This window comes from Streptomyces sp. CB02058, assembly GCF_001905505.1.
GTDB lineage: Bacteria > Actinomycetota > Actinomycetes > Streptomycetales > Streptomycetaceae > Streptomyces.
Map to the genome: position 1 here is coordinate 441,614 of NZ_LIPG01000003.1, position 24,517 is coordinate 466,130.

At 68.1% G+C, this 24,517-nt stretch carries 16 protein-coding genes; 11 read left to right on the forward strand and 5 right to left on the reverse strand.

Going from position 1 to position 24,517, the window contains the following annotated elements; all coding sequences use genetic code 11:
- Positions 1 to 36 precede the first annotated feature (36 nt).
- The 4 genes from AMK10_RS15565 to AMK10_RS15580 all read right to left on the reverse strand — a co-directional run bounded on the left by AMK10_RS15565 (position 37) and on the right by AMK10_RS15580 (position 7,068).
- Complete coding sequence (locus AMK10_RS15565) at positions 37 to 687, reverse strand: class F sortase (protein ID WP_073748370.1); 651 nt, start codon at positions 685 to 687, stop codon at positions 37 to 39.
- A 52-nt stretch (positions 688 to 739) separates the two neighbouring features.
- Complete coding sequence (locus AMK10_RS15570) at positions 740 to 1,444, reverse strand: hypothetical protein (protein ID WP_073748371.1); 705 nt, start codon at positions 1,442 to 1,444, stop codon at positions 740 to 742.
- 239 nt (positions 1,445 to 1,683) lie between these two features.
- Positions 1,684 to 3,144, reverse strand: coding sequence for a hypothetical protein (locus tag AMK10_RS15575; protein ID WP_073749288.1), 1,461 nt, complete (start codon positions 3,142 to 3,144; stop codon positions 1,684 to 1,686).
- A 75-nt stretch (positions 3,145 to 3,219) separates the two neighbouring features.
- A complete protein-coding gene (locus AMK10_RS15580; protein ID WP_073748372.1) occupies positions 3,220 to 7,068 on the reverse strand; it encodes a GH92 family glycosyl hydrolase in 3,849 nt (1,282 codons plus the stop codon).
- Between the two features lie 495 nt (positions 7,069 to 7,563).
- Here AMK10_RS15580 and ngcE point away from each other — a divergent pair, with 495 nt between their 5' ends.
- The 9 genes from ngcE to AMK10_RS15625 all read left to right on the forward strand — a co-directional run bounded on the left by ngcE (position 7,564) and on the right by AMK10_RS15625 (position 19,710).
- Positions 7,564 to 9,012, forward strand: a complete 1,449-nt coding sequence (gene ngcE, locus AMK10_RS15585; protein ID WP_073748373.1) for an N-acetylglucosamine/diacetylchitobiose ABC transporter substrate-binding protein — start codon at positions 7,564 to 7,566, stop codon at positions 9,010 to 9,012.
- Positions 9,013 to 9,062: 50 nt separating this feature from the next.
- On the forward strand, positions 9,063 to 9,986 hold the full coding sequence (locus AMK10_RS15590; RefSeq protein ID WP_073748374.1) for a carbohydrate ABC transporter permease: 924 nt from the start codon (positions 9,063 to 9,065) through the stop codon (positions 9,984 to 9,986).
- Between the two features lie 97 nt (positions 9,987 to 10,083).
- Complete coding sequence (locus tag AMK10_RS15595) at positions 10,084 to 11,001, forward strand: carbohydrate ABC transporter permease (RefSeq protein ID WP_073748375.1); 918 nt, start codon at positions 10,084 to 10,086, stop codon at positions 10,999 to 11,001.
- 278 nt (positions 11,002 to 11,279) lie between these two features.
- Positions 11,280 to 12,479: an ROK family transcriptional regulator gene (locus AMK10_RS15600; RefSeq protein ID WP_073748376.1), complete on the forward strand. Its 1,200-nt coding sequence runs from the start codon at positions 11,280 to 11,282 to the stop codon at positions 12,477 to 12,479.
- Positions 12,480 to 12,598: 119 nt separating this feature from the next.
- Positions 12,599 to 13,708, forward strand: coding sequence for a sugar ABC transporter substrate-binding protein (locus tag AMK10_RS15605; RefSeq protein WP_073748377.1), 1,110 nt, complete (start codon positions 12,599 to 12,601; stop codon positions 13,706 to 13,708).
- Positions 13,709 to 13,911: 203 nt separating this feature from the next.
- Positions 13,912 to 14,700, forward strand: coding sequence for an ATP-binding cassette domain-containing protein (locus AMK10_RS15610; protein ID WP_073748378.1), 789 nt, complete (start codon positions 13,912 to 13,914; stop codon positions 14,698 to 14,700).
- Entirely contained in the window at positions 14,697 to 15,974 is a 1,278-nt protein-coding gene (locus AMK10_RS15615) for a sugar ABC transporter permease (protein ID WP_073748379.1), read from the forward strand. The genes AMK10_RS15610 and AMK10_RS15615 overlap by 4 nt, the downstream gene beginning before the upstream one ends.
- A 172-nt stretch (positions 15,975 to 16,146) precedes the next feature.
- Positions 16,147 to 18,060 carry a 1-deoxy-D-xylulose-5-phosphate synthase gene (gene dxs, locus AMK10_RS15620; RefSeq protein WP_073748380.1) on the forward strand — a complete coding sequence of 638 codons (1,914 nt, stop codon included), beginning with the start codon at positions 16,147 to 16,149 and terminating at the stop codon, positions 18,058 to 18,060.
- A gap of 147 nt (positions 18,061 to 18,207) precedes the next feature.
- A complete protein-coding gene (locus AMK10_RS15625; protein ID WP_073748381.1) occupies positions 18,208 to 19,710 on the forward strand; it encodes an amino acid permease in 1,503 nt (500 codons plus the stop codon).
- A gap of 95 nt (positions 19,711 to 19,805) precedes the next feature.
- On the opposite strand, the gene AMK10_RS15630 is transcribed toward AMK10_RS15625, so the two are convergent.
- The gene (locus AMK10_RS15630) at positions 19,806 to 20,912 is read right to left on the reverse strand and encodes an LCP family protein (RefSeq protein WP_073748382.1); all 1,107 of its coding nucleotides are present in this window, start codon (positions 20,910 to 20,912) and stop codon (positions 19,806 to 19,808) included.
- A 351-nt stretch (positions 20,913 to 21,263) separates the two neighbouring features.
- Between AMK10_RS15630 and AMK10_RS15635 the strand changes: the two genes are divergently transcribed.
- Both AMK10_RS15635 and AMK10_RS15640 read left to right on the forward strand, forming a co-directional pair.
- Complete coding sequence (locus AMK10_RS15635; RefSeq protein ID WP_073748383.1) at positions 21,264 to 22,376, forward strand: hypothetical protein; 1,113 nt, start codon at positions 21,264 to 21,266, stop codon at positions 22,374 to 22,376.
- Positions 22,377 to 22,761: 385 nt separating this feature from the next.
- Entirely contained in the window at positions 22,762 to 24,513 is a 1,752-nt protein-coding gene (locus AMK10_RS15640) for a stealth family protein (protein WP_073748384.1), read from the forward strand.
- Positions 24,514 to 24,517 lie beyond the last annotated feature (4 nt).

The window sequence follows — 24,517 nt, forward strand, 5'->3', positions numbered from 1 at the left end:
CGAGGTGCCGGCCGTTCCGTGCGACGCGCCGTGGGATCAGGCCGCCTTCTTCTTGAGTGAGGTGAGGTGGGCGAAGACCACGACGTTGGCCGCGTAGCCGCCCTTCTTGTCGAAGCGTCCCCCGCAGGTCAGGAGCCGGAGCTCCGGGCGGCCGGTGGCCCCGTACACCTCGTCGTCCGGGAACTTCTCCTTCGTGTACGTCTTCACCCGGTCGACGGTGAAGACCGCCGTCCGTCTGTCCGCCCGGGTGACCTTCACGGTGTCACCCCGGCGCAGAACGTTGAGATTGAGGAAGATCGCCGGCCCCGTCGCGGTGTCACGGTGGCCGACGAGCAGGGACGTGCCCGACTCCCCGGGTGACGGGCCCTTCTGGAACCAGCCCACCAGCTTCGGCTTGTTCAGCGGCGGGGCGCCGAGCCGCCCCTTCTTGTCCAGGTCGAGGCCCATGACCGGGGCTTCGATGAAGATCGCGGGAATGGCGACCTTCAGCGGACGGGAGTGCACCAGCGGTGCGTGCGAGGCGGGCACCTTCTTCTGCGGCTCATGCGGTGCCCTCCGGAACGGCGGCGCCCCGCCGCCCGCAGCGTCGCTGCCGCGGGCGGCGGTGACCGACGAGGTGTCCTCGGGCGAGTCCGAGCTCGCCCACACGACGCCGGTCACCAGTGAGGAGGTCACGCACAGGGTCATCGTGAGCCGGCATGCACGGCTCGGCCCCCGGCGTCGCCGTCGGCCGCGCGTGTCATGCCTCGTTGCGGGCACGACGGGCTGCGGATCGACGGACCATGATCAGCCCTGCGATCCCGGCGGCGCCGGCGACCAGCGCGGCCGAGGTCCCGATGTTCGAGTCGCTCTCGGAGCTGACGTTCTCCAGGTCCGGGACGCCGCCGCCGCCGGCGGGCACGGCGCCGGACGGCTTGTCGTAGATCTCGGCGGCGGCCTTCTCGCTGTCGTTCGCCGTGCTCTTGTCCGCCTGGGCGCCGGACTCGGACGAACCCCGGCCCTCGCCGCCCCCGGGGCTGCCGCCCTGGCCGCGCCGGGAGCAGTCGACCTCGAAGCTCTTGGTCTTCAGGGGGAGCGCCCCGACCGGCCATGAGAGCTGGTACGTGCCCTCGGGAAGGAGGTACTCCTGGCTGCGGCCCTTGCCGTCGATGAGGGGGAGGGTGTTCGTCAGCGTGTTGCCCGGGGGCCGCTCGGTGATCGTCCACACGAGTTCGGGGAGCGCCCCGAAGTTGTTCGCCACGAGAACGAACTGGCAGACCTCGACGCCGTTGCGCTCACCGCGCGAGTGCCAGCTGACGGAGCGGATGTCGATGTCACCGCTCTCGCCGATGGCGGACGCGGCAGGGGCTCCGGCCAGGGTGACGACGCCGGCGGCGGCGACCGCAGCGGCCACCGTGGTGCCCGTGCGGATGCTGCGGGAGCGGAGGGAAGCGGAATTGCGCATGCTGGGCTCCTTCAAGCCGAGATGATTGTCGTACTGATCACCTGATCGCCTAAGGGATGACATGGATCTTCAAAAGACGGCGTCGGGACACCGTAAAAATGCGCAAAAATACCCTGACTAGCCGATAGGCGACATAACTCCGCCTGAGGCTGGTGCCTTCGGAGGGCCGGAAACAGCGGAAGGGGCCGCCCCGGAGTGCGGGACGGCCCGGCGTGTCGCGGGTCGGGTGTGCCGGGAGCTCAGCTCGATGCCCGCCGGCGGCGCAGATACACGGCCGCCGCCGTCACGGCCGCGACGGCACCCACGGCGATCGCGGCCCAGACCGCGGGGCCGGTGGAGGACGGCAGGGCCGGCGAGGCCTCGACCGGGATGACGGCGGTGTCGTTGCCCGGGGTGCGGTCGTACGGGTTGTACGTCCGGACGGTGCCATGCGCGCCCGGGACCTGCCGGTCGATCCGGATGTGGAAGTCGATCGTGGTCGTGCCGTCCTGGCCGAGCCCGAAGAACGCCTCGTCCGCGACCTCGCACACGAACGCCCCGCCGGGCCGCTCCGGCTGCGCGCACCCCCACTGCCGGTTCGAGTCCTCGAAGGAGTACGGAATCGAGGTGACCGTGGTGCCCTCCGGCGGCACGACCTCGAAGCGGCCCTTCACCTCGTCGTCCAGCAGCACCCCGGGACCGAGGTCCCGCACCCCGAGCCGCACCTTCACCGTGTCGCCGACCCGGCCCCGCACGGTCCCCGTGACCGGCCGGTAGTCGGCCTGGACGGTGGTGTCCACCGTGACGGTGGCGTTGACGGCGTCGAAGCGGCCGTCCGCCGTGGGGACCAGGGTGAAGGGCGCGCCCGTACCGCGCATGGTGTGGTCGTCGGGCCGCTCGGGCGCCGAGGACCAGCTGTACGAGAGCGTGCCCGACAGCTCCTTCTCGGCGGCCACGTAGGAGAGCGGTGCGCTCGTGCGGTACGCGGTGTCCGGCGCCGCCTTCGTCGGGAACACGCACCACGCCGACGTGACCGGGGTGCCCGCGTAGAAGCAGTTGCTGTGCCGGGTCCTGAGGCTGAGACCGCCGTCCGTGCGGAGGTGCAGGGCGACACCACGGTCTGCGGCGAAGCGGGTGTGGTTCGCGAACTCCGGTGTCAGGGCGGCTGGTCCGCCCGGCTCGACGCCGCTCACGCCCAGCTCCTCGTCGGGCGCGCCCAGCGTGGGACCGCCCACGACCATGCGGGTGGCGCCTGTGACGGGCGCGGCGTTGTCGGCGGTCGCCGTGTAGGTGACCGTTCCGCTGTCGCCCGGCTCCACGCCGTCCAGCCCGACGATGTCGAAGGGGGCGTTGCTCTCGCCGTCGTTCTGGAGGGTGCCGTACTCGCAGGTGTACACCCAGCCGCTGCCGGTGCAGTTCCCGTAACCGCCCTTCACCACCCGGGCGATGCCCTCCAGGCCCGAGGCGTCCACCACGACCCTGATGTTGCGCGCCGGTTCCTCGTTGCCGGGGACGACGGCGACGGGCACCTCGAAGTCCCCCTTCACCGCGTCGGCGCCCTCGTCCGCGTTGTAGACGACGATGCTGCGCGGGACGTCCTTCAGACTCAGCGCGACCTTGTCCGCCGCGGTGGCGGCGGGCGCGAGTGCCGTGGCGAGGACGGTGGCCAGACCGGTGACGAACGCCGCCGCGGCTGTGCCGGTCCGTATCCGTGAGGGCATGCGGAGCACTATGCCACCGGGGGCGGCCACCCCTGCGTGCGGGTGGCCGCCCCCGGCCCGGTCACTGACGGTCGGTCAGGAGATCAGCTCGATCTCCGCCAGCGTCGCCGCGGTCGTGCTGACCAGCCGGTACTTCGCGTACGCCTCCGGCGCCCGCACCGAGAACACCCGGGTCTGCTTGTCCCAGGCGAACGTCTGGCCGGACCGCTTGTCGAGGTCCTTCCAGGAGGTGCCGTCCGCCGATCCCTGCAGCACCCAGCCCGTGGGGGCCTTCGCCGCCGTGGCGGAGGTCAGCGTGTACTGGACCGCCTTCGTGCCCTCGGCGGCGGGCAGCTCCACCGACTCGACCTCGGCCGAGGTGGCGGAAGTGTTGTCGTACAGCGCGCCGTCACCCTTGAGTACGTCGCCCCGGGGAGCCGGCACCTTGTCGTCCTGGGTGATGGAGACCGGGGCCGCGTCCTTGCCCGTGCCCCATGCCGAGGGCTCGGCGCCCATGTCGAACTCCAGCACCCCGCCCTTGGCCAGCAGGTCGTGCGGCAACGACGTGGACGTCCACTTCTTGCCGTTGACCTTCAGACCCTGGACGTAGATGTTCGTGGAGCTGTTCTTCGGGGCCTTGACGACGAGGTCGCGGCCGTTCTCCAGGTGCACGGTCGTCTTCGTGAAGAGCGGCGAGCCGATGGCGTACTCCCCGCTGCCCATGACCAGCGGGTAGAAGCCGAGCGAGGAGAAGAGGAACCAGGCCGACTGCTCGCCGTTGTCCTCGTCGCCGTGGTAGCCCTGGCCGATCTCGCTGCCGGTGTACAGCCGGCCGAGGACCTCGCGGACCTTCTCCTGGGTCTTCCAGGGCTGCGCGGCGGCGTCGTACATGTAGGTGGCATGGTGTGCCACCTGGTTGCTGTGGCCGTACTGGCCCATCCGCACGTCACGCGCCTCGGTCATCTCGTGGATGACACCACCGTACGAGCCGACGAACTCGGGCCCGGCCGTCTCCGGCGTGGAGAAGTAGGTGTCCAGCTTCTTCGCCAGTCCGTCCCGCCCGCCGTAGAGGTTGGCGAGGCCCCGGCTGTCCTGCGGGGCGGTGAAGGCGTAACCCCAGCCGTTGGTCTCCGTGTAGTCGTAGCCCCAGACACGGGGGTCGTACTGGTCGGAGGGCAGGCGCCAGTCGCCGTTCGCCTTCCTGCCCTGGAAGAAGCCGGCCTTGTCGTCGAAGAGCTTGACGTAGTTCTGCGCCCGGTTGAGGAAGTACTCCGACTCCTCCTTGTAGCGCTGCTTCTTCGTCTTCTTGTAGAGAGCCTGGCCCATCTCAGCGATGCCGTAGTCGTTGAGGTAGCCCTCCAGCGACCAGGAAAGCCCTTCGTGGGTCGCGGTGTTGGCGTATCCGGTGAAGACCGAGGTGTCCATGCCCTTGCGCCCCACGCCCGAGGACGGCGGGGTCACCGTCGCGTTCTTGACCGCCGCGTCGTACGCCGCCTCCGCGTCGAAGTCGACGCCCTTGACGTACGCGTCGGCGAAGGCCACGTCGGAGCTGGTGCCGGTCATCAGGTCGGAGTAGCCGGGGGAGGACCAGCGCGAGATCCAGCCACCGTCCTTGTACTGCTGGACGAAGCCGTCGACCATCTTCCCGGCCTGCTTCGGGCTGAGGAAGGAGTACGCCGGCCAGGTCGTCCGGTAGGTGTCCCAGAAGCCGTTGTTGACGTAGACCTCGCCCTTGACGATCTTGGCGCCGGTGTGGGTCGGGGTGTCCGTGCCCGTCTGCGGTGAGAAGGGGCTCGCGTAGGTGCTCTTCCCATCGACCTGCTCGAAGCCGGAGTTCGGGTAGAGGTAGAGCCGGTACAGGCTGGAGTAGAGCGTGGTCAGCTGGTCGGCGTTCGCACCCTCGACCTCGACCTTGCCGAGGATCTTGTCCCAGGCCTTCTGCGCGCTCCTCTTCACCGTGTCGAAGGAGGTCTTCTCCGGCAGCTCCATGGCCAGGTTCTTCTTCGCCTGGTCGACGCTGATGAGCGAGGTGGCCAGCCGGAGGTTCACCGTGCGGTCCTTGCCCGCGTCGAAGCGGAAGAAGCCGGTCACGTCGTCACCGCCGCCGCCCTTCAGCTTCCCGCTGTCCGTGACCGGCGCGTCGAAGACGCCGTATACGAAGAGCCGGGTCGCACCCGTGGAGCCGCCGCTCTTCACGTCGGAGTACCCGGTGAAGGAGCCGGACTTCGCGTCCAGGGTGAGACCGCCGTCGTTGGAGACGTTGTCGAAGACCAGGCTCGCGTCGTCACCGGGATAGGTGAACCGCATCCGCGCCGCGTGGTCGGTCGGCGTCATCTCCGTCTTCAGGCCGTTCTCGAACGTCACCCCGTAGTAGTGCGGGGTCGCCGTCTCGTTCTCGTGGCGGAACGGCAGCGCGCGGGCCGTACGGGAGGCGTCCGGAGTGCCGGAGGCCGCCGACGGCATCATCTGGAAGGTCTGGCGGTCGCCCATCCAGGGGCTCGGCTCATGGCTCGCGCTGAACGCCTGGAGGGTGGGCAGGTTGTCCTCGTTGTTGCCGCGCGCGTAGTCGTACAGCCAGCTCGTGGTGCCCGCGTTGGTGACCGGCGTCCAGAAGTTGAAGCCATGCGGTACAGCGGTCGCGGGGAAGGTGTTGCCGCGCGAGAAGCCGCCGCTGGAGTTCGTGCCGCGCACGGTCGACGCGTAGTCCGAGAGGTGCGCCTTGCGCTTCTCCGGCGCCTTCGGGGCGATCGAGATGTCGTCGATCCAGCCCTGGAACTTCGAAGGGCCCTTGGGGGAGTCGTACGCCACCAGGATCCGGTCGACGGTCTTGCCGGCCGCGACCGTGCCGATCCGTGAGGCGACCTTGTTCCACTGGTTCACGTACAGCCGCTTGGCGTCGGCCTGGCCCTGCGGGGTGAGCAGCCCGCCGTGGCTGTCCGTGGCCTTCAGCTCGCTGAGGTACGTGCCGTCGGTGAACGCGAGGTCCACCGCCACGTGCGTCGCGGGGTAGTCCAGGTCCGTCCCGGTCATCTGCGGATAGACCAGGTAGGACAGCTGGGTGTCCTTCGTGACGGCGGTGTCGACGTCGAAGACCTTGTTGTACGAGTAGGCGTGGCCGTCCGGCTTGTGCGTGCCCGCGTAGCGCAGCGCCTTCTTCCCCGTGAACCCCGCGCCCTGCTTGGCGGTGGGAGAGCCCGAGGGGCCCCGGTCGGGCTGGGTGCGCATGTCGTCGGGAGCCGGGGTGGAGGTGTCGCCGTCCGAGAACTGCACATCGGCGAGCTGGATCGCGTCGGACGCCCCGTTGTTCTTCGTGAACTCCAGCCGGAAGTGCTGGTAGGCCGTGTCCGTCGTGAAGTCGTACGACTTGGTCTGGAGGCGCTCGGAGAAGGTCTGGCCGGTGCGGGTGTCCAGGTCCGTCCAGGTCTTGCCGTCGGCCGAGCCCTTCAGGACCCAGTCCTTGGGGTCGCGCTCGTCGTGGTCGTTGGCCGAGGTCAGGGCGTAGGTGACGACCTTGACGGGTGCCGTGAGGTCGAACTCGACCCAGCCGGAGGGCTCGAAGGCCAGCCACTTGGTGCCGGGCTCCACGTCGACCAGGTTCTCCTTGACCTCGCCGCCGCCGGTGTTCTCGCCGCTGGCGCGCAGATCCGTGACCTGATCGGTGACATTGCCCGGTATTCCGGCGGAGAATCCGCCGTCGACACCCGATGACCGCTTCTTCCCGTCACTGCCCTCTTCGACGGTGTTGCGCCAGTCCGGCTGCTTCTCGTCGGTCTCGAAGGAGGAGCTGAACGACGTGTCACCGGAAGGCTTCCGGTCGGTGGCGAACGGCTGGGCGACGGCCGTGGCGGGGGCGGCCAAGGCCAGCACGAGAGAGGCGGCGAGCACCGCTGCCGACCGGCTGTGTCTGTGGCGTGGGCCTTGCTGAGGACCGCGTAGGGGCTGCATACGGAGCCATTCCTCCCGGGGGGCGAGCTGAGGACAACGTTGTCATCGTGGGATGCGGGTTCCAGTAGGGAGCCAAGTGGCTGTATGTGTCAAGGGTGTTGCGAGCGCCGGTCCTGGCGATTCGACCGTATTGCGGAAAGCGGTGTTTCCGTGCGAAGGCACGCGGTGCCGAGGTGTCCGTGAGGTCTCAACTCGGGAAAGACTGCCGCTCAACCCTGCATTCGATCTTGCTCAGTTGGCGGCAAGTGGACTATACCTGTCGGCGTCTGCACAGCCGTTTCACAACAGCACGCGGACACGGGGGAGGGGGCATGTCCGCGGCCGCAGGAAGCGGTCCGTCGTACGGTCCCCGAAACTCCTCCACTGCATCTGGAAATCCGGCAATCTGCACGACCCAAGCGCAACTGACCGCGGTGGCGGGGCCCTTCGCCTAGGCGAATTCATCACGGGTGACCGGTACACCGCCTGAGTCCTGGAGAAGGCGAGGACTTGAGCATGGGATCCACCTCCGGCCGCACGAATGATGGCCTCGGCCGTCGCGATGTGATCAAGCGTTCTGCCGCACTCGGCCTGATCGCCGTGCCGACGATGAGCTTCCTGTCGGCGTGCGCGAGCAGCGACAGCGGAAGCGACGAGAAGGTCGAGAAGGGCACCAAGAGCGCGAAGAACCCGCTCGGTGTCAACGAGACCGCCGCACTCGAAGTCGTCATCTTCAACGGTGGCTTCGGTGAGCAGTACGCCATCGACGCGGAGAAGAAGTACAACGAGGCCTTCCCGAAGGCTCCGAAGGTCAAGCACTCCGCGACGGAGAAGATCCAGTCGACGCTGCAGCCGCGCTTCAACGGTGGCACCCCGCCGGACCTGATCGACAACTCCGGTGCCGAGCAGATGGACATGGGTGTCCTGGTCGGCAAGAAGCAGCTGCTCGACCTGACGCCGCTGATGGACGCCCCGTCCTACGACGACCCGGCGAAGAAGGTCCGCGACACGCTGCGCCCCGGTGTCCTGGAGATGGGCCAGTTCGACGGCGACCCGGTCTGGATCATGTACTACGCGTACACGGTCTACGGCGTCTGGTACTCGCAGACCAACCTGGAGAAGCTCGACGCCGCGTACCCGGAGACCTGGGACGACATGCTCGCGCTGTGCGAGAAGGCGAAGAAGAAGGGCATCGCCGGCTGGACCTACCCCGGCAAGTACCCGTACTACCTGCCGTTCTCGCTCTACCCCTTCATCGGCAAGATCGGTGGCCGTGAGGTCCTCGACAAGATCGACAACCTGGAGCCGAACGCCTGGAAGGACCCGGCCGTCAAGGCCGCGTTCGAGGCGTACTACGAGCTCTTCAAGAAGGGCTACATCCTCAAGGGCACGCCCGGCCTGACGCACATCCAGTCGCAGACCGAGTGGACCAAGGGCAAGGCGCTCTTCATCCCGAACGGTTCGTGGGTGGAGAACGAGGCCGCGCCCACGACGCCGGACGACTTCAAGATGATGGTCGGCGCGCCGTCCAGCCTCGACTCCTCCGACAAGCTGCCCTACGGCACGATCTGGGCCTCCGGCGGTGAGCCGTTCGTCGTCCCGGCGAAGGCGAAGAACCCCGAGGGCGGCATGGAGCAGCTGCGCATCATGCTCAGCGAGGAGTCCTCGAAGAACTTCACCAAGTCCGTGAAGTCCCTCAGCGCCTTCAACGGCGGCACCGACGGCCTCACCCTGTCGACCGCCATGCAGTCCGGCGTCGACGTCCTGAAGCAGGCCGGCGACAACGTCGTGAACCCGCGCATGCAGGACTGGTACGTCAAGCTCCAGAAGGAGCAGATCGGTATCGCCGGCATCGGCGAGATGATGGCCGGCCGCGCGACCCCGGCGGAGACCATCAAGAAGATCCAGGCCTTCGCGGACGCGGCGGCCAGGGACCAGTCCATCAAGCACTACAAGCACCAGTGAGCCACCGTCACCAGCGGCGGCACCCGCTCAGAAATCGGGGTCGGTAAACGATGCAGCACGGCAAGTACCGGTTCATCGTGGGGTTTCTCGTGGCCCCACTGGCGTTGTACGCCATCTTCGTCATCTGGCCCTTCGCCCAGTCCATCTACTACTCGTTCACGGACTGGACCGGACTGAGCCCGGACTTCCAGATGGTCGGCTTCGACAACTACAGCCGGATGCTCGACGACGACATCTTCTGGAAGTCGCTGCAGCACAGTGTGCTGCTGGCACTGCTGCTGCCGCTGGTGACGCTGGGCCTGGCACTCTTTTTCGCCTTCATGCTCAATGTCGGCGGCCGTCGGCGGAAGAACGCCGCGGTCGCCGGTGTGCGCGGCTCCTCGTTCTACAAAATCGCCTATTTCTTCCCGCAGGTCCTCTCCATCGTGATCGTGGCCCTGCTCTTCCAGTTCGCGTTCAACCCGACATCCGGAATGCTGAACGCCACTTTGAAGGCCGTCGGCCTCAAGAGCCTCCAGCCGGACTGGCTCGGCGATCCGGATCTGGCGCTCTACTGCGTGATGGTGGTGCTGATCTGGTCGACGGTCGGATTCTTCGTCGTCCTCTTCTCCGCGGGGATGGCGTCGATTCCCAAGGACTTCTACGAGGCCGCGCTGCTCGACGGGGCCAACCGCATCACGACGTTCTTCAAGATCACGCTGCCGCTGCTCTGGGACACCGTCCAGTCCGGCTGGGTCTACATGGGCATCCTGGCACTCGGTGTGGAGGCCTTCACCGCCGTACAGGTCATGACGGTCGGCCCCGGCGGCCCCGACTACTCCACCACCGTCCTGCCGCTGTACGTCTACCAGACGGCGTTCCGCGACGCCCAGGCCGGCTACGCGACCACGATCGGCGTCGGGCTGCTCATCGTCACCATGCTCTTCGCCGCCATCGTGATGCGGCTGGGCCGGCGCGAGCGGCTGGAGTTCTGATGCCGCTCTCCCCATGGTCCGGCCACCGGAGGACCGGTTCCAGGCAGAACAGTTCGGTCCCGGTGACCGGCCAGACAGTTGTACGAGGTGAGCACCGATGAAGGTCACTGAGACTCCGCCCGCCGTGCCGGCCCCGCGCTCGCCGGTGACGAAGACCGACGCCCCGGCCGCCGAGGTTGCGAAGAGCAGCGAGGGCAAGGTCCTCAACGTCTTCTCGCACGGGGTGCTGGTCATCTGGGCGGTGCTCGTCGTCATGCCGCTGCTCTGGGCGGTCATGTCGTCGTTCAAGACGGACGACTCGATCCTCTCGGAGCCCTGGTCCCTGCCGGACAAGCTGCACTTCGAGAACTGGTCGCGTGCCTGGAACCAGGCGCACATGAGCGACTACTTCCTCAACACCATCCTGGTGGTGGGCGGTTCGCTCATAGGTACGCTGCTCCTCGGCTCGATGGCGGCGTACGTGCTGGCGCGGTTCGACTTCCCGGGAAACCGCTTCATCTACTTCCTCTTCATCGGAGGGATGAGCTTCCCGATCATCCTGGCGCTGGTCCCGCTGTTCTTCGTCATGAACAACATGGGCCTGCTGAACTCGGTGCACGGGCTGATCCTGGTCTACATCGCCTACTCGCTGCCGTTCACCGTCTTCTTCCTCACCTCCTTCTTCCGCACCCTGCCCACCTCGATCGCGGAGGCGGCCATGCTCGACGGCGCCTCGCACACCCGGACGTTCTTCCAGGTGATGCTGCCGATGGCGAAGCCCGGGCTGATCAGTGTCGGCATCTTCAACTTCCTCGGCCAGTGGAACCAGTACATGCTGCCGACGGTGCTGAACACGGACGCGGACGGCAAGGTGCTCTCACAGGGACTCGTCGAACTGGCCACCAGCCAGGGGTACAAGGGGGACTGGTCCGGTCTCTTCGCCGGCCTGGTGATGGCGATGCTGCCCGTGCTCGGTGCCTACATCGTCTTCCAGCGCCAGGTCGTCGCGGGGCTCACCGCGGGGGCGCTCAAGTAGCGGGCGCCGCTCCCCGGAGCGGGTTCACGCCTCAGGTCTTGTCGTCATCGCCGTAACAACAGTCACCAGAAACGAACAGCCCTCCGGGCATGGAACCGCCCCCCGGTCGCAGGCCGGGGGGCGGTTCCATGCTGTTTGTGACGCTATGGACACTGTCTGGTTGTGGAGGCTCGATGCTCATCCGACGCTGCGGCTGCTCAAGGTCTTGACGGGGGGCACCCCAAAACGCTCAGCTTAGAGTTCACATGTTAGAGAAAACGGCAGGAGTGAGAGAGTCGATGGAGACTCCGGGGTCGCAGACATCTCTGCATCGGGCCAACCTTGAGCGGGTCGTACGTGCCGTAAGGATGGCGGGGTCCCTGACCCAGGCGGAGATCGCCAGGAGCACCGGCCTCTCCGCAGCCACTGTCTCCAACATCGTTCGTGAGCTCAAGGACGGCGGAACGGTCGAGGTGACCCCCACCTCTGCGGGCGGGCGCCGGGCCAGGAGCGTCTCCCTGAGCGGGGACGCGGGCATTGTCATAGGGGTGGATTTCGGACATACGCACCTCCGGGTGGCCATCGGCAACCTGGCTCACCAGGTGCTGGCCGAGGAATCCGAGCCGCTGGACGTGGACGCCTCCTCCGCGGAGGGCTTCGGGCGGGCGGAACACCTGGTCAACCGGCTGATCGAGACCACGGGCATCAGTCCCGCGAAGGTGATCGGCGTCGGCCTCGGTGTACCGGGCCCGATCGACGTCGAGTCCGGCACGCTCGGCTCCACCTCGATCCTGCCGGGCTGGACGGGCATCAATCCCAGCCAGGAGCTCGCGGGCCGCCTCGGGGTGCCGGTGTACGTGGACAACGATGCCAACCTGGGCGCCCTCGGCGAGCTCGTCTGGGGCAGCGGCCGGGGGGTGAGGGACCTCGCCTACATCAAGGTCGCCAGCGGCGTCGGAGCCGGTCTGGTGATCGACGGGCACATCTATCGCGGCCCCGGTGGCACGGCCGGCGAGATCGGCCACATCACCCTCGACGAGGCGGGCCCTGTCTGCCGCTGCGGCAACCGCGGCTGCCTGGAGACCTTCACCGCCGCCCGGTACGTCCTGCCCCTGCTCATGCCCAGCCACGGGCCCGATCTCACGATGGAGCGGGTGGTGCAGCTGGCCCGCGAGGGCGATCCGGGCTGCCGCAGGGTCATCGGGGACGTCGGCCGGCACATCGGCAGCGGGGTGGCCAACCTGTGCAACCTGCTCAACCCGAGCCGGGTCGTGCTCGGCGGATCCCTCGCGGAGGCGGGCGAGTTGGTGCTCGGACCCATCCGTGACTCGGTCTCGCGCTATGCCATTCCGAGCGCCGCGCGACAGCTCTCCGTGCTGCCGGGAGCGCTCGGCGGACGGGCCGAGGTGCTGGGGGCGCTGGCCCTCGTACTCAGCGAGATGGGGGATTCAACCCTTTTGGAGAGCACCCTCCCCGCCGCGACGCCTGCCTTCACTTAGATAACGAATGGCACCGTTGTCATCTCGTTAAGGATTTACTCCTTGACGCTGACGTCGCGGCCGAGTTGACTTCCAGCCACCTCGGCCGCAACGTCGCGGCCTCGTCAGGGAGGTTCGAAATGAACACGCGTATGCGTCGTGCCGCCGTTGCCGTTGCCGCCACCACCATGGCCGTCTCGCTCGCTGCTTGCGGGAGTGCCAAGGAGTCCGGCGACAAGGCCACCACCGACTCGGGCAAGAAGGGCGACGATCTCAAGATCGGTCTGCTCCTCCCCGAGAACGTCACCGCCCGCTACGAGAAGTTCGACAAGCCGATCATCGAGAAGAAGGTCAGCGAGCTGACCGGTGGCAAGGCGGAGGTCGTCTACGCCAACGCCAAGCAGGACGCCACGCTGCAGTCGCAGCAGGTCGACACGATGATCACCAACAAGGTCGACGCACTGATCATCGACGCCGTGGACGCCAAGGCGATCGAGAACAGCGTGAAGAAGGCCAAGGACGAGGGCATCCCCGTCGTCGCCTTCGACCGCCTCGCCGAAGGCCCGATCGACGCCTACACCTCCTTCGACAACGAAGAGGTCGGCCGCGTGCAGGGCACGGCCCTGCTGGAGGCCCTGGGCGACGCCGCCAAGCCCACCATCGTGATGATGAACGGCTCGATCACCGACCCGAACGCCGCGCTCTTCAAGAAGGGCGCCAAGTCGGTCCTCGACGGCAAGGTGACCTACGGCAAGGAGTACGACACCAAGGAGTGGAAGCCGGAGAACGCCAACGCCAACATGGAGGGCGCGATCACCGCCCTGGGCAAGGACAAGATCGCCGGCGTCTACTCCGCCAACGACGGCATGGCCGGCGGCATCATCCAGGCCCTCAAGTCCGCGGGCATCTCCAAGCTCCCGCCGGTCACCGGCCAGGACGCCGAACTCGCGGGCGTGCAGCGCATCGTCACCGGTGAGCAGTTCATGAGCGTCTACAAGCCCTACCCGCAGGAGGGCATCGTCGCCGCGGAGATGGCCGTCGCGCTCGCCAAGGGCGAGAAGCTCGACACCATCGCCACGTCCAAGGTCGACAACGCCGGCACGAAGGGCATCGCCACCGTCCTCGTCCCGGTCGTCTCGCTGACCAAGGAGAACATCAAGGACACCGTCATCAAGGACGGCATCTACACGCTCGACGAGATCTGCACGGCCAAGTACAAGGCGGCTTGCGACGCCGCCGGCCTGAAGTAGGCCCCGGCGCGGCACCGCCTGCCACAGGCGGCCCGCGCGGCCTGTCCGAAGCCTGTCCGGCGCCCCGCCCACCAACTGTCCCGCTACCGGGCGGGGCGCCGGACGGAACGCTTCGGATGATCGTTCCGAGTCTCAATTCTTCTGCTCAACCACCGCGCCTTCCCCCAGGCGCGGCATCCCCGCCGGGTCAGGCGGCGAAGGAGATGGTTCACGTGTCCGCTACGCCCGTGTTGGCGTTGCGAGGGGTCTCCAAGCGATTCGGTGCCGTCCAGGCGCTCACCGACGTAGAGCTTGAGGTCCACGCCGGTGAGGTCGTCGCCCTGGTGGGTGACAACGGCGCCGGTAAATCAACGCTGGTCAAGACGATCGCCGGAGTCCACCCCATCGATGACGGTGTCATCGAGTGGGACGGCAAGGCCGTCCAGATCAACAAGCCGCACGATGCCCAGAACCTGGGGATCGCGACCGTCTACCAGGACCTCGCGCTCTGCGACAACATCGACGTCGTCGGCAACCTCTACCTCGGCCGGGAGCTCCGCAAGTTCGGAATCCTCGACGAGGTCGAGATGGAGCGGCGCTCCCGCGAGCTCCTCAGCACGCTGTCGATCCGCATCCCCAGCGTCCGCATCCCGATCGCCTCGCTCTCCGGCGGTCAGCGCCAGACCGTCGCGATCGCCCGCTCCATGCTGGGCGAGCCCAAGCTCGTCATCCTCGACGAGCCCACCGCCGCGCTCGGCGTCGAGCAGACCGCGCAGGTCCTCGACCTCGTCGAGCGGCTGCGCGAGCGGGGCCACGCGGTCATCCTCATCAGCCACAACATGGCCGATGTGAAGGCCGTCGCCGACAAGGTGGCCGTGCTCCGGCTCGGCCGGAACAACGGGGTCTTCGACGTGAAGACCACCTCGCAGGAAGAGATCATCTCCGCCATCACGGGTGCCACGGAGAACGCCGTGACCCGTCGTGCGGCGCGCAACGCGGAGGCCCAGAAGTGACAACCGACAAGACGTCCACCGCAGTGGTCAACCCGGAGGCGGCCAAGGGCGCCGACACCGTGGTCGACCCCCGGCTCCTCGTGCGCGAGCAGGGCCTCGCCGGCTACCTCACCGAGTTCAAGCGCAAGATGCGCGGCGGTGACCTCGGCTCGATCCCCGTGATCATCGGCCTGATCATCATCTGCGTGGTCTTCCAGAGCCTGAACTCCGAGTTCCTCTCGGCGAAGAACGTCAGCGACATCGCCGTGACCATGGTGGCCACCGGCATGATGGCCGTGGGCATCATCTTCGTGCTGCTGCTCGGCGAGATCGACCTCTCGGTCGGCTCGGTCAGCGGTGTCTCGGGCGCCGTCGTCGCCGTGCTCAGCGTCACGCACGGTATGAACGAGTGGCTCGCCGTCCTCGTCGCGATCCTCAGCGGCGCGGTCATCGGCGCCATCCACGGCTTCTTCTTCGCCCGGATCGGTGCTCCCGCCTTCGCCGTCACCCTCGCCGGCCTGCTGTTCTGGCTGGGCTTCATGCTCCAGCTGCTCGGTGACACGGGCACGATCAACCTGGACAGCGACGGTGTGGTCGGCAAGCTGACCACGTACTACTTCTCGGACGTCGCCGCCGCCTACGGCCTCGCGGCCGTCGCGGTGATCGGCTACTTCCTCTCCGCGTTCCTCGACACCCGCCGCCGTGAGGCCGCCGGCATCCCGTCGCGGCCGGTCGTCGACATCGTGATCCGCACCGTCGTCCTCGCGGTGTTCGCCTTCGGCGCGGCGTTCATGTTCAACCAGTACCGGGGTCTCCCGCTGGCCTTGGTCCTCTTCCTCGTCGTCCTGGTCGGCACGGACTTCGTCCTGCGCCGCACCTCCTACGGCCGGAAGATCTTCGCGCTCGGCGGCAGCGTCGAGGCGTCCCGCCGCGCGGGCATCAACGTCACGGCGGTCCGTGTCTCGGTCTTCGCCATAGCCGGCACCTTCGCGGCGATCGGCGGCCTCTTCTGGGCCTCCAAGATCGCGGCGGCCAACCAGGGCTCCGGTGGCGGCGACCTCCTGATGAACGTCATCGCCGCGGCCGTCATCGGCGGCACCAGCCTCTTCGGTGGCCGGGGCCGCACCTGGAACGCGCTGCTCGGTGTCATGGTGATCGTCTCGATCCAGTACGGCCTGGCGCTGGAAGGCATCGCCACCCCGATCAACTACATGATCACCGGTGCTGTTCTTCTCATCACGGTCGTCATCGACTCCATCACCCGCAAGACGCAGAAGACCGCAGGCCGCGCCTGACCGTCGTACCTGCGAACCTGTGCCCGGCATCCCCGTGATGCCGGGCACAGGCGCGTGTGCCGGGGCGCGGCGCGGCGTGGAGTAATACACCGCCCGATGACCGCGTCCGTCGGCGGAACATTAGACTCATCGGATCGACACGCTCGACCAGCTCACAAGCAAGGAGGCACGGGTGGACCTGCTGACCCGCATCAAGGGACCGCGTGACCTGGACCGGCTCGGCCTCGAGCAGCTCGACCAGCTCGCCGGGGAGATCCGTACCTTCCTCGTCGAGGAGGTGTCCAAGACCGGCGGCCACCTCGGCCCGAACCTCGGTGTGGTCGAGCTGACCATCGCCCTGCACCGCGTCTTCGAGTCCCCGCAGGACAAGGTCCTCTTCGACACCGGCCACCAGAGCTACGTGCACAAGCTGCTCACCGGCCGGCAGGACTTCTCGAAGCTCAAGAGCAAGGGCGGCCTCTCCGGATACCCGTCCCGCGCCGAGTCCGAGCACGACGTCATCGAGAACTCGCACGCCTCGACCGTGCTCGGCTGGGCCGACGGCCTCGCCAAGGCCAACGAGGTGCTCAAGAAGGACGACCACGTCGTCGCGGTCATCGGTGACGGCGCGCTCACCGGCGGTATGGCCTGGGAGGCGCTGAACAACATCGCCGCCGCCAAGGACCGCCCGCTCGTCATCGTCGTCAACGACAACGAGCGCTCGTACGCCCCGACCATCGGCGGCCTCGCCAACCACCTCGCCACCCTGCGCACCACCGACGGGTACGAGCGGTTCCTGGCCCGCGGCAAGGACCTCCTGGAGCGCACCCCCGTCGTGGGCAAGCCGCTCTACGAGACCCTGCACGGTGCCAAGAAGGGCCTCAAGGACTTCATCGCCCCGCAGGGCATGTTCGAGGACCTCGGACTCAAGTACGTCGGCCCCATCGACGGCCACGACATCGAGGCGCTGGAATCCGCGCTCCAGCGCGCCAAGCGCTTCGGCGGACCCGTCATCGTCCACTGCCTCACCGAGAAGGGCCGCGGCTACACCCCGGCGCTCGAGGACGAGGCGGACCGCTTCCACGCGGTCGGCAAGATCCACCCCGACACGGGCCTGCCCATCTCCACCTCCGGTCTCGACTGGACCTCGGTCTTCGGCGAGGAGATGGTCAAGCTCGGCCACGAGCGCGAGGACGTCGTCGCCATCACGGCGGCCATGCTCCAGCCGGTCGGCCTCGGCAAGTTCGAGGCGGCCTTCCCGGACCGGATCTACGACGTCGGGATCGCCGAGCAGCACGGCGCGGTCTCCGCGGCGGGCCTGGCGACCGGCGGGCTGCACCCTGTCTTCGCCGTCTACGCGACCTTCCTGAACCGTGCCTTCGACCAGGTCCTGATGGACGTCGCCCTGCACAAGTGCGGTGTGACCTTCGTCCTGGACCGGGCCGGCGTCACCGGCACGGACGGCGCCTCGCACAACGGCATGTGGGACATGTCGATCCTCCAGTGCGTGCCGAGCCTGCGCATCGCGGCCCCGCGCGACGCCGACCAGGTCCGCGCGCAGCTGCGCGAGGCCGTCGACGTCGACGACGCGCCCACCGTCGTCCGCTTCTCCAAGGGCGCGGTCGGCCCGGCGGTCAAGGCCGTCGGTACGGCGGGCGGCATGGACATCCTGCGCACGGCGGGTACGGACAGCCCGGACGTCCTCCTGGTCTCCATCGGCGCGCTCGCCCCGATGTGCCTGGAGATCGCCGCACTGCTGGACGCCCAGGGCATCTCCACCACGGTCGTCGACCCGCGCTGGGTCAAGCCCGTGGACGAGGCGCTCGCCCCGCTCGCGGCCGAGCACCGGGTCGTCGTCACCGTCGAGGACAACAGCAGGGCCGGCGGCGTCGGCTCCGCCATCGCCCAGGCGCTGCGTGACGCGGACGTGGACGTGCCCCTGCGCGACTTCGGCATCCCGCCGGTCTTCCTCGACCACGCCTCGCGGGGTGAGGTCATGGCCGAGATCGGGCTGACCGCGCCGGACATCGCCCGCCAGGTCACCGGCCTGGTCGCCAAGCTCGACGGACGGTACGAGAGCCGGGCCGCCGAGCCCGTCCGCGACTGATCCGCACCAGCGGGCCCGATGGGCCGGTCGCCACCCCGCACGGGTGGTCCGACCGGCCCATTCGCGTGAAATCGGGGCGCCCGGAGCGTGGCGCGGGCAGCCTGTTACGAATCATGGCGTGCACGACGAGCGCGTGGAGGTACGCCGGTGAGCACGCAGCAGGACACGCCCCCCAACGGAGACGGACTGTTCCGGACCAAGACGGTCGAACAGTCCATCCGTGACACCGAGGAACCGGAGCACGCCCTCAGGAAATCCCTCTCGGCGCTGGACCTCACGGTCTTCGGGGTGGGTGTCATCATCGGCACCGGGATCTTCGTCCTCACGGGCAAGGTCGCCAAGGAGACGGCCGGCCCCGCCACGGCGCTCGCCTTCGTCGCCGCCGGCATCGTCTGCGCCCTCGCGGCCCTCTGCTACGCCGAATTCGCCTCCACCGTCCCGGTGGCCGGATCGGCGTACACCTTCTCGTACGCCTCCCTGGGCGAGCTCGTCGCCTGGATCATCGGCTGGGACCTGGTGCTGGAATTCGCGCTGGGCACCGCGGTGGTGGCGGTCGGCTGGTCCGGCTACGTGCGCTCGCTCATGGACAACATCGGCTGGACGATGCCCGAGGCGCTCTCCGGCCCGGACGTGGCGAGTGGATTCGGCTTCGACATCCTCGCGTTCGCCCTGGTGCTGATCCTGACCGTCATCCTGGTCCTCGGGATGAAGCTCTCCGCCCGGGTCACCACGGTCGTCGTGGCCATCAAGATCGCGGTCGTGCTGATCGTGATCATCGCCGGGCTGTTCTTCATCGACGCCTCCAACTACTCGCCGTTCATCCCGGAGGCCGAGAGCCAGACCTCGGGCTCGGGCCTGGACGCACCGCTGGTCCAGCTGATCTTCGGCTACGAACCGACGAACTTCGGCGTCATGGGCATCTTCACCGCGGCCTCCATCGTCTTCTTCGCCTTCATCGGCTTCGACGTCGTGGCGACGGCCGCCGAGGAGACCAAGCTCCCTCAGCGCGACATGCCGCGCGGCATCCTCGCCTCGCTCGTCATCTGCACCCTGCTCTACGTCGCCGTGTCGATCGTCGTCACCGGCATGCAGAACTACTCCGAACTCTCCGTCAGTGCCCCGCTCGCCGACGCCTTCAAGGCCGTCGGGCACCCCTTCTACGCCGGTGTCATCAGCTTCGGAGCGGCCGTCGGCCTCACCACCGTCTGCATGATCCTGCTGCTCGGCCAGACCCGGGTGTTCTTCGCGATGAGCCGTGACGGGCTGCTCCCGAGGTTCTTCTCGGTGACGCACCCGCGCTTCGGCACGCCGTACCGTCCGACGATCCTGCTCGGCGTGATCATCGCGATCGTGGCGGGCTTCACGAGCATCAACGAGCTGGCGACGCTGGTGAACATCGGTACGCTCTTCGCGTTCGTGGTCGTCGCCCTCGGCGTCATCGTCCTGCGCCGCACCCGCCCCGAGCTCCACCGGGCCTTCCGCACCCCGTGGGTCCCGGTCCTCCCGATCGTGTCGGTGGCGGCCTCGGTCTGGCTGATGCTGAACCTGCCGGCCGAGACCTGGCTCCGCTTCGGGATCTGGATGGCGCTCGGCGTGATCATCTACTTCGTGTACGGCCGTAAGAACAGCCGTATGGCGAAGGTCCGTTGACCCGCCACTGAGTCATACCGCGGAACCGGCAGCGGCCGTACGCACGGTACGGCCGCTGCCGCCCGTCCGGGCGGGTTCCACCAGGCGTCGCCCGGTCAGCCGCCGGTCGCCGGGGACTTCTTCGCCGACTCGGGGATCGTGCCGTCCGTCCGGATCGCCTTCCAGAGGGCCCCGGCCTGCGGCTCGGCCGCGACCACGCGGTTCGGGTCCTGCTTGTCGTAGGCGACCGGCAGCATGATCGTCTCCATCGAGGAGGGGTCGACGCCGTTCATCGAGCGGGCGAACTCCGCGAGCGAGGTGAGCGAGGCGAGCCCCTCGTCGGTCGTGAGCGACTTGGTCGCGGAGTTTGCGATCTTGTACGTGCTCGTCGGACTGCCCAGCAGGTCCTGCGACTTGATCTCCGTCAGCAGGGCCATCAGGAACTGCTGCTGGAGCCCGATGCGTCCCAGGTCGCTTCCGTCGCCGACGCCGTGGCGGGTACGGACGTAGGCGAGGGACTCGGTGCCGTCGAGCTTGTGGGTACCGGCGGTCAGGTCGAGCCCCGAGGCGGAGTCCTTGATCGGCTCGTCGACCTCGACGGTGACCCCGCCGATCGCGTCGACCAGATCCTTGAACCCGGCGAAGTTGATCTCCAGGTAGTGGTCGATCCGGACCCCGGACATCTTCTCCACGGTCTTCACGACGCAGGCCGGACCGACCTGGGAGTAGACGGAGTTGAACATGACCCGCTCGGCGGACGCCATCTTCGAACCGTCGCTCTTGACGCACTCGGGCCTGGTCACGAGGGTGTCGCGCGGGATGGAGACCGCGGTGGCCTCGGTGCGGCCCTCGGGTATGTGCACCACCAGCGCCGTGTCCGAACGCGCCCCGCTGACACCGCCGCCCCCGCCCAGCTCCTTGTTCTCCGCCCCGGCGCGCGAGTCGGAGCCGAGGACGAGCAGGTTCTGCCCGGTGGTGGGGAGCTTCTCGGGACGGTCCTCGCCGAGCGCCTTGTCGATGTCGACGCCCTTGATGTTGCCGTCGAGGTCCTGGTACATCCAGTACGCGGTGCCGCCGCCCGCGAGGAGGAGCACGAGGAGGACCCCGAGGGTGATCTTGAGGCCGCGGCGGCGCTTGCGAGGCCCCTGTCTGCGCTTCCGTCCACCGCCATGAGACGCCGAACGGCCTTCGTGCGTGTCCTGGGAGATGGCGTCGTGACTCATCCGAGTCCTCAAATCTCGAGGCCCTGGCGGGCTGTGGATTGCGTGGGACTCGGGTGGGGGGTGTGGCCGGTCCGTGTGTGCATGGCTGAGCGTGCACTATAGAACAGAGGATCGCGCGTACGGGTGTTTGGTCTCGGAAACGTAACTCGCACCACCCGGACTGCCGTTCGCCCGGCGCCATGGTCGATCACCGGTGATCAGGGTTGGCGTGCCGCGGGCGCGGCGCCCGACGGAGGGCCTCGATCGCGGCCCGACCGGCTGGATCGGGCAAATTGACGCTGAGCATATGATGTTGTCGGCCCTGTGTGGGCAGGATGAAGAACCGGTGAAGCGGAGAGGGTGTTACTGGTCATGCGGAGAAGAGGACCCGACTCCGCGAGCAGTGCTCCCGTCCTCGCGCCGTCGGCCGGGCGCCCCGAAGTCCGCGGAACGCCCCGGGGGCGTTGGGTGCTGCTCGGCAAGGACGGCAGGCTCACTCTCTACGCTCGTACGGACGGCGGTCTGTTGCGCTGGACGCAGCGGAGCCCGGGTGGGGACCGCTGGGACGGCCCGGACCTCGTCTCCGTCGCGGACCTGACCGACATCACAGTCGTCCAGGGCGCCGACTCGTACGTGCACTTCCTCGGGCGGCGCGAGCGCCGTGGTTCCGGTGGGCCGAGCGTGGACTTCGTGCACGCCGTCCAGTACCAGACCGGCCGGCCGGTCACCGAATGGCGTTCCCTCGGCAATTTCTACCGCGACCAGGAGACGGGTCTGAAGGTCGGAGCGCCGGCCGGCGCGGTCGATACCCAGGGGACGGTCTACGTCTTCGTGCGCAACGCGGGTGGGGGCCTGCAGATGCGCCGGGAGGGGAAGGGCGGCAAGTGGAGCGCGTGGCAGGACCTGAAAGGCTCCGGGCTTGCCGCCGACCTCGTGCCGTCGGTGACCGCGAGCGGCCTCGTCGAGGTCTTCGCGACCAGTGATCGCGGGGCCCAGCAGTGGCGTCAGGACGATCCGGACGGTCCCCTGCGGAACACCCGGACCCCCTTGCAGTTCTACGCCGTGGAGGGTTCCGTGGCGGCACTGGAGACGGCACCGGACCGCTTCACCTACTACTGGACCGACGCGAACACCGCGGGTGTCGTCGCCTACCGGGCGGGCGGCTGGCCCGTGCCGGTGGGCGGGTACCCCGGAGACGGTGCCATCGTGGCGCTGCGCACCCAGCTCGACGGCTACGACTGCACGGTTCTCGCGCAGCGCGGGGCGGGCGGAACCCTGCTGATCGGTGTCTGCGGCACCGAGGGGGAGCAGGGCGGTGTCTGGTGGACGGACACCACCGAGGAGTGTGTCGGCGATCCGGCGCTGGTGCTCGATGGGCACGGTCGTGTCGTCGTGGCGGTCCGAGGGCGGGACGGATCGGTGTCCGTCGCCCGCCAGGAGTCAGGTCCTGGGCTCACGCTCTCGCCTCACTGGCACCGGCTGTGACCTGAGAGCGCTCCTCGGAGCGTGGAGTACACCGTCGCTTCACCTCGATTCCATGTTTCGTTCTCGTTTAGTTGTAAAAGGTTGTACGAGTTCCCGGTGGGATTCATCACGAGCGTGCGCCGGATATGTCCACTTTTTTGGCTGGACACTGATCGGCTCTTTATGTGAAGGTTCTGTGACCTGCTCGTGAGTGAGCGGATGTGACTGTTCTGTGAGCGGTCGCAATGGGGGATGACAGGTTTCGGTCTCGGACCGTCCGTCGCCCGGGCACGAGGGGGTGCGCGGGCGCGAGACGCTGGACCGCAGTGGCGTGGGTGGTGGATGCCTCGTGGTCGGTTCCGGAAATCCGGAGGCGGGATCGCTGGTTTCGGCGTATCGGTCTGTGATGCCCGCCGGGGCTCGGAGGGGCATCGTCCGCAAGGTGCCGGCCCCGCTGCGCTCGGCCGTGAAGTCCTCGTTCACCTCCGTCGACGCCATCCGGTCGGCGACGGTCGTGTGGGCGATGGGCGGCCGCCGCAACTCGCCCCGCCACAGTGTCGCCTCCATGCACCGGGTGGTGCGTGTCAAGGGCAGGCACATGCGGGCTCTGCGTGTGGAGGGCGCCACGGCCTGGGCGGCCCGGGCGCGCAATCTGCACATCCTCATCGCCGCACTCGAGGCGGGCGGCATCGAATACTTCTGCATCCGCGGCGCCACCAACAACGTTCCGACGGTCGCGGTGCCCGTCGCCCTGCGCGAGTCGGCGGAGGAGATGCTCCAGATCGCCTTCGAGCAGACCCCGGGTTACGTGGGCGCGGCCACCGGCACGGAGTCGGGCATGCGGCCCGGCGAGGACGGCAGGTCCTGGCGCCAGCTGCGCAGACACGAGGCCCTCCGGATCGCGTGGTACGTCACCGACCCCACGGAGGAACTCGTCTTCGGCGCTGACCAGGGCTGTGACCTGGAGTTCTGGGCCGAACGCCAGGGCCGGTTGCACGCCCCGCGTCCCAACCGTGTGGTCGAGGACGTGCCGGTCGGCGCGCCGAGCCACACCGTGCCGCAGGCCCTGTTCGCCCTGGTGCCCGGCGCCTACACCACCGGCAGCGCGCGAACCGTGGCCGAGTTCACCCAACCGCTGGCGGAGGACCACCTCTTCCCCATCGACGTCGTCTACACCTGGGTCGACGACTCCGACCCCAGGTGGAGTGCCGAGCGCGACGCCGTCCGCTCGGGACGGCTGGGCACCCCGCCTCGGGCGATGCACGCCCAGGCGGCCAACGACGCGCGCTTCACCAGCCGTGACGAACTGCGCTACTCCCTGCGCTCGCTGCACCAGTACGCCCCCTGGGTCCGTACCGTCTATCTGGTCACCGCCGGGCAGGTGCCCCGCTGGCTGGACACCGATGTCCCGGGCCTCCGGGTCGTCGACCACCGCGAGATCTTCTCGGACCCCTCCGCCCTGCCCACCTTCAACTCGCACGCCATCGAGAGCCAGCTGCACCACATCGACGGCCTGTCCGAGCACTTCCTCTACCTCAACGACGATGTGTTCTTCGGGCGCCCGCTCGGTGCCGACCGCTTCTTCCACACCAACGGCCTGACCAAGTTCTTCCAGTCCAAGGCGCTCATACCGGGCGGTCCCACGGACACGGACGACCTGCCGGTGAACGCGGCGGGCAAGAACAGCCGTGCCCTGATCGAGCGGTCCTTCGGCACTCGTATCGCGCAGAAGATGAAGCACACCCCGCATCCGCTGCGGCGCAGCATCCTCGCCGACATCGAGCTGGTCTACGGCGAGGAGCACCACCGCACCCAGCACTCCCGCTTCCGGTCGCCCGAGGACGTCCCGATCGCGTCGTCCCTGCACCACTACTACGGCTTCCACACCGGCCGTACGACCCCCGGGAACATCCGCTACCAGTACATCGATCTTGCCGCCGACCAGGCCCGGCGCCGTCTGGACAGCTTGCTCGCCCACCGGAACTTCGACACGTTCTGCCTGAACGACACCGTCGAGCATCCCGACCCGGAAGCTCAGGAGCGCATGGTCAGGGACTTCCTCGACGCGTACTTCCCCGTGCCCAGCCGCTTCGAGCGCGAGGACTCGGACGAGTACCGCAACGTGAGCCGGTCGCGGAAGGCCGAGATCAGACGGTGAGTGA

Bases quoted from the DNA above. Each gene is read 5' to 3' on its own strand.
- AMK10_RS15565 (WP_073748370.1), bottom strand. From the start codon at position 687: ATGACCCTGTGCGTGACCTCCTCACTGGTGACCGGCGTCGTGTGGGCG.
- AMK10_RS15570 (WP_073748371.1), bottom strand. From the start codon at position 1,444: ATGCGCAATTCCGCTTCCCTCCGCTCCCGCAGCATCCGCACGGGCACC.
- AMK10_RS15575 (WP_073749288.1), bottom strand. From the start codon at position 3,144: ATGCCCTCACGGATACGGACCGGCACAGCCGCGGCGGCGTTCGTCACC.
- AMK10_RS15580 (WP_073748372.1), bottom strand. From the start codon at position 7,068: ATGCAGCCCCTACGCGGTCCTCAGCAAGGCCCACGCCACAGACACAGC.
- ngcE (WP_073748373.1), top strand. From the start codon at position 7,564: ATGGGATCCACCTCCGGCCGCACGAATGATGGCCTCGGCCGTCGCGAT.
- AMK10_RS15590 (WP_073748374.1), top strand. From the start codon at position 9,063: ATGCAGCACGGCAAGTACCGGTTCATCGTGGGGTTTCTCGTGGCCCCA.
- AMK10_RS15595 (WP_073748375.1), top strand. From the start codon at position 10,084: ATGAAGGTCACTGAGACTCCGCCCGCCGTGCCGGCCCCGCGCTCGCCG.
- AMK10_RS15600 (WP_073748376.1), top strand. From the start codon at position 11,280: ATGGAGACTCCGGGGTCGCAGACATCTCTGCATCGGGCCAACCTTGAG.
- AMK10_RS15605 (WP_073748377.1), top strand. From the start codon at position 12,599: ATGAACACGCGTATGCGTCGTGCCGCCGTTGCCGTTGCCGCCACCACC.
- AMK10_RS15610 (WP_073748378.1), top strand. From the start codon at position 13,912: ATGGTTCACGTGTCCGCTACGCCCGTGTTGGCGTTGCGAGGGGTCTCC.
- AMK10_RS15630 (WP_073748382.1), bottom strand. From the start codon at position 20,912: ATGAGTCACGACGCCATCTCCCAGGACACGCACGAAGGCCGTTCGGCG.
- AMK10_RS15635 (WP_073748383.1), top strand. From the start codon at position 21,264: ATGCGGAGAAGAGGACCCGACTCCGCGAGCAGTGCTCCCGTCCTCGCG.
- AMK10_RS15640 (WP_073748384.1), top strand. From the start codon at position 22,762: ATGCCCGCCGGGGCTCGGAGGGGCATCGTCCGCAAGGTGCCGGCCCCG.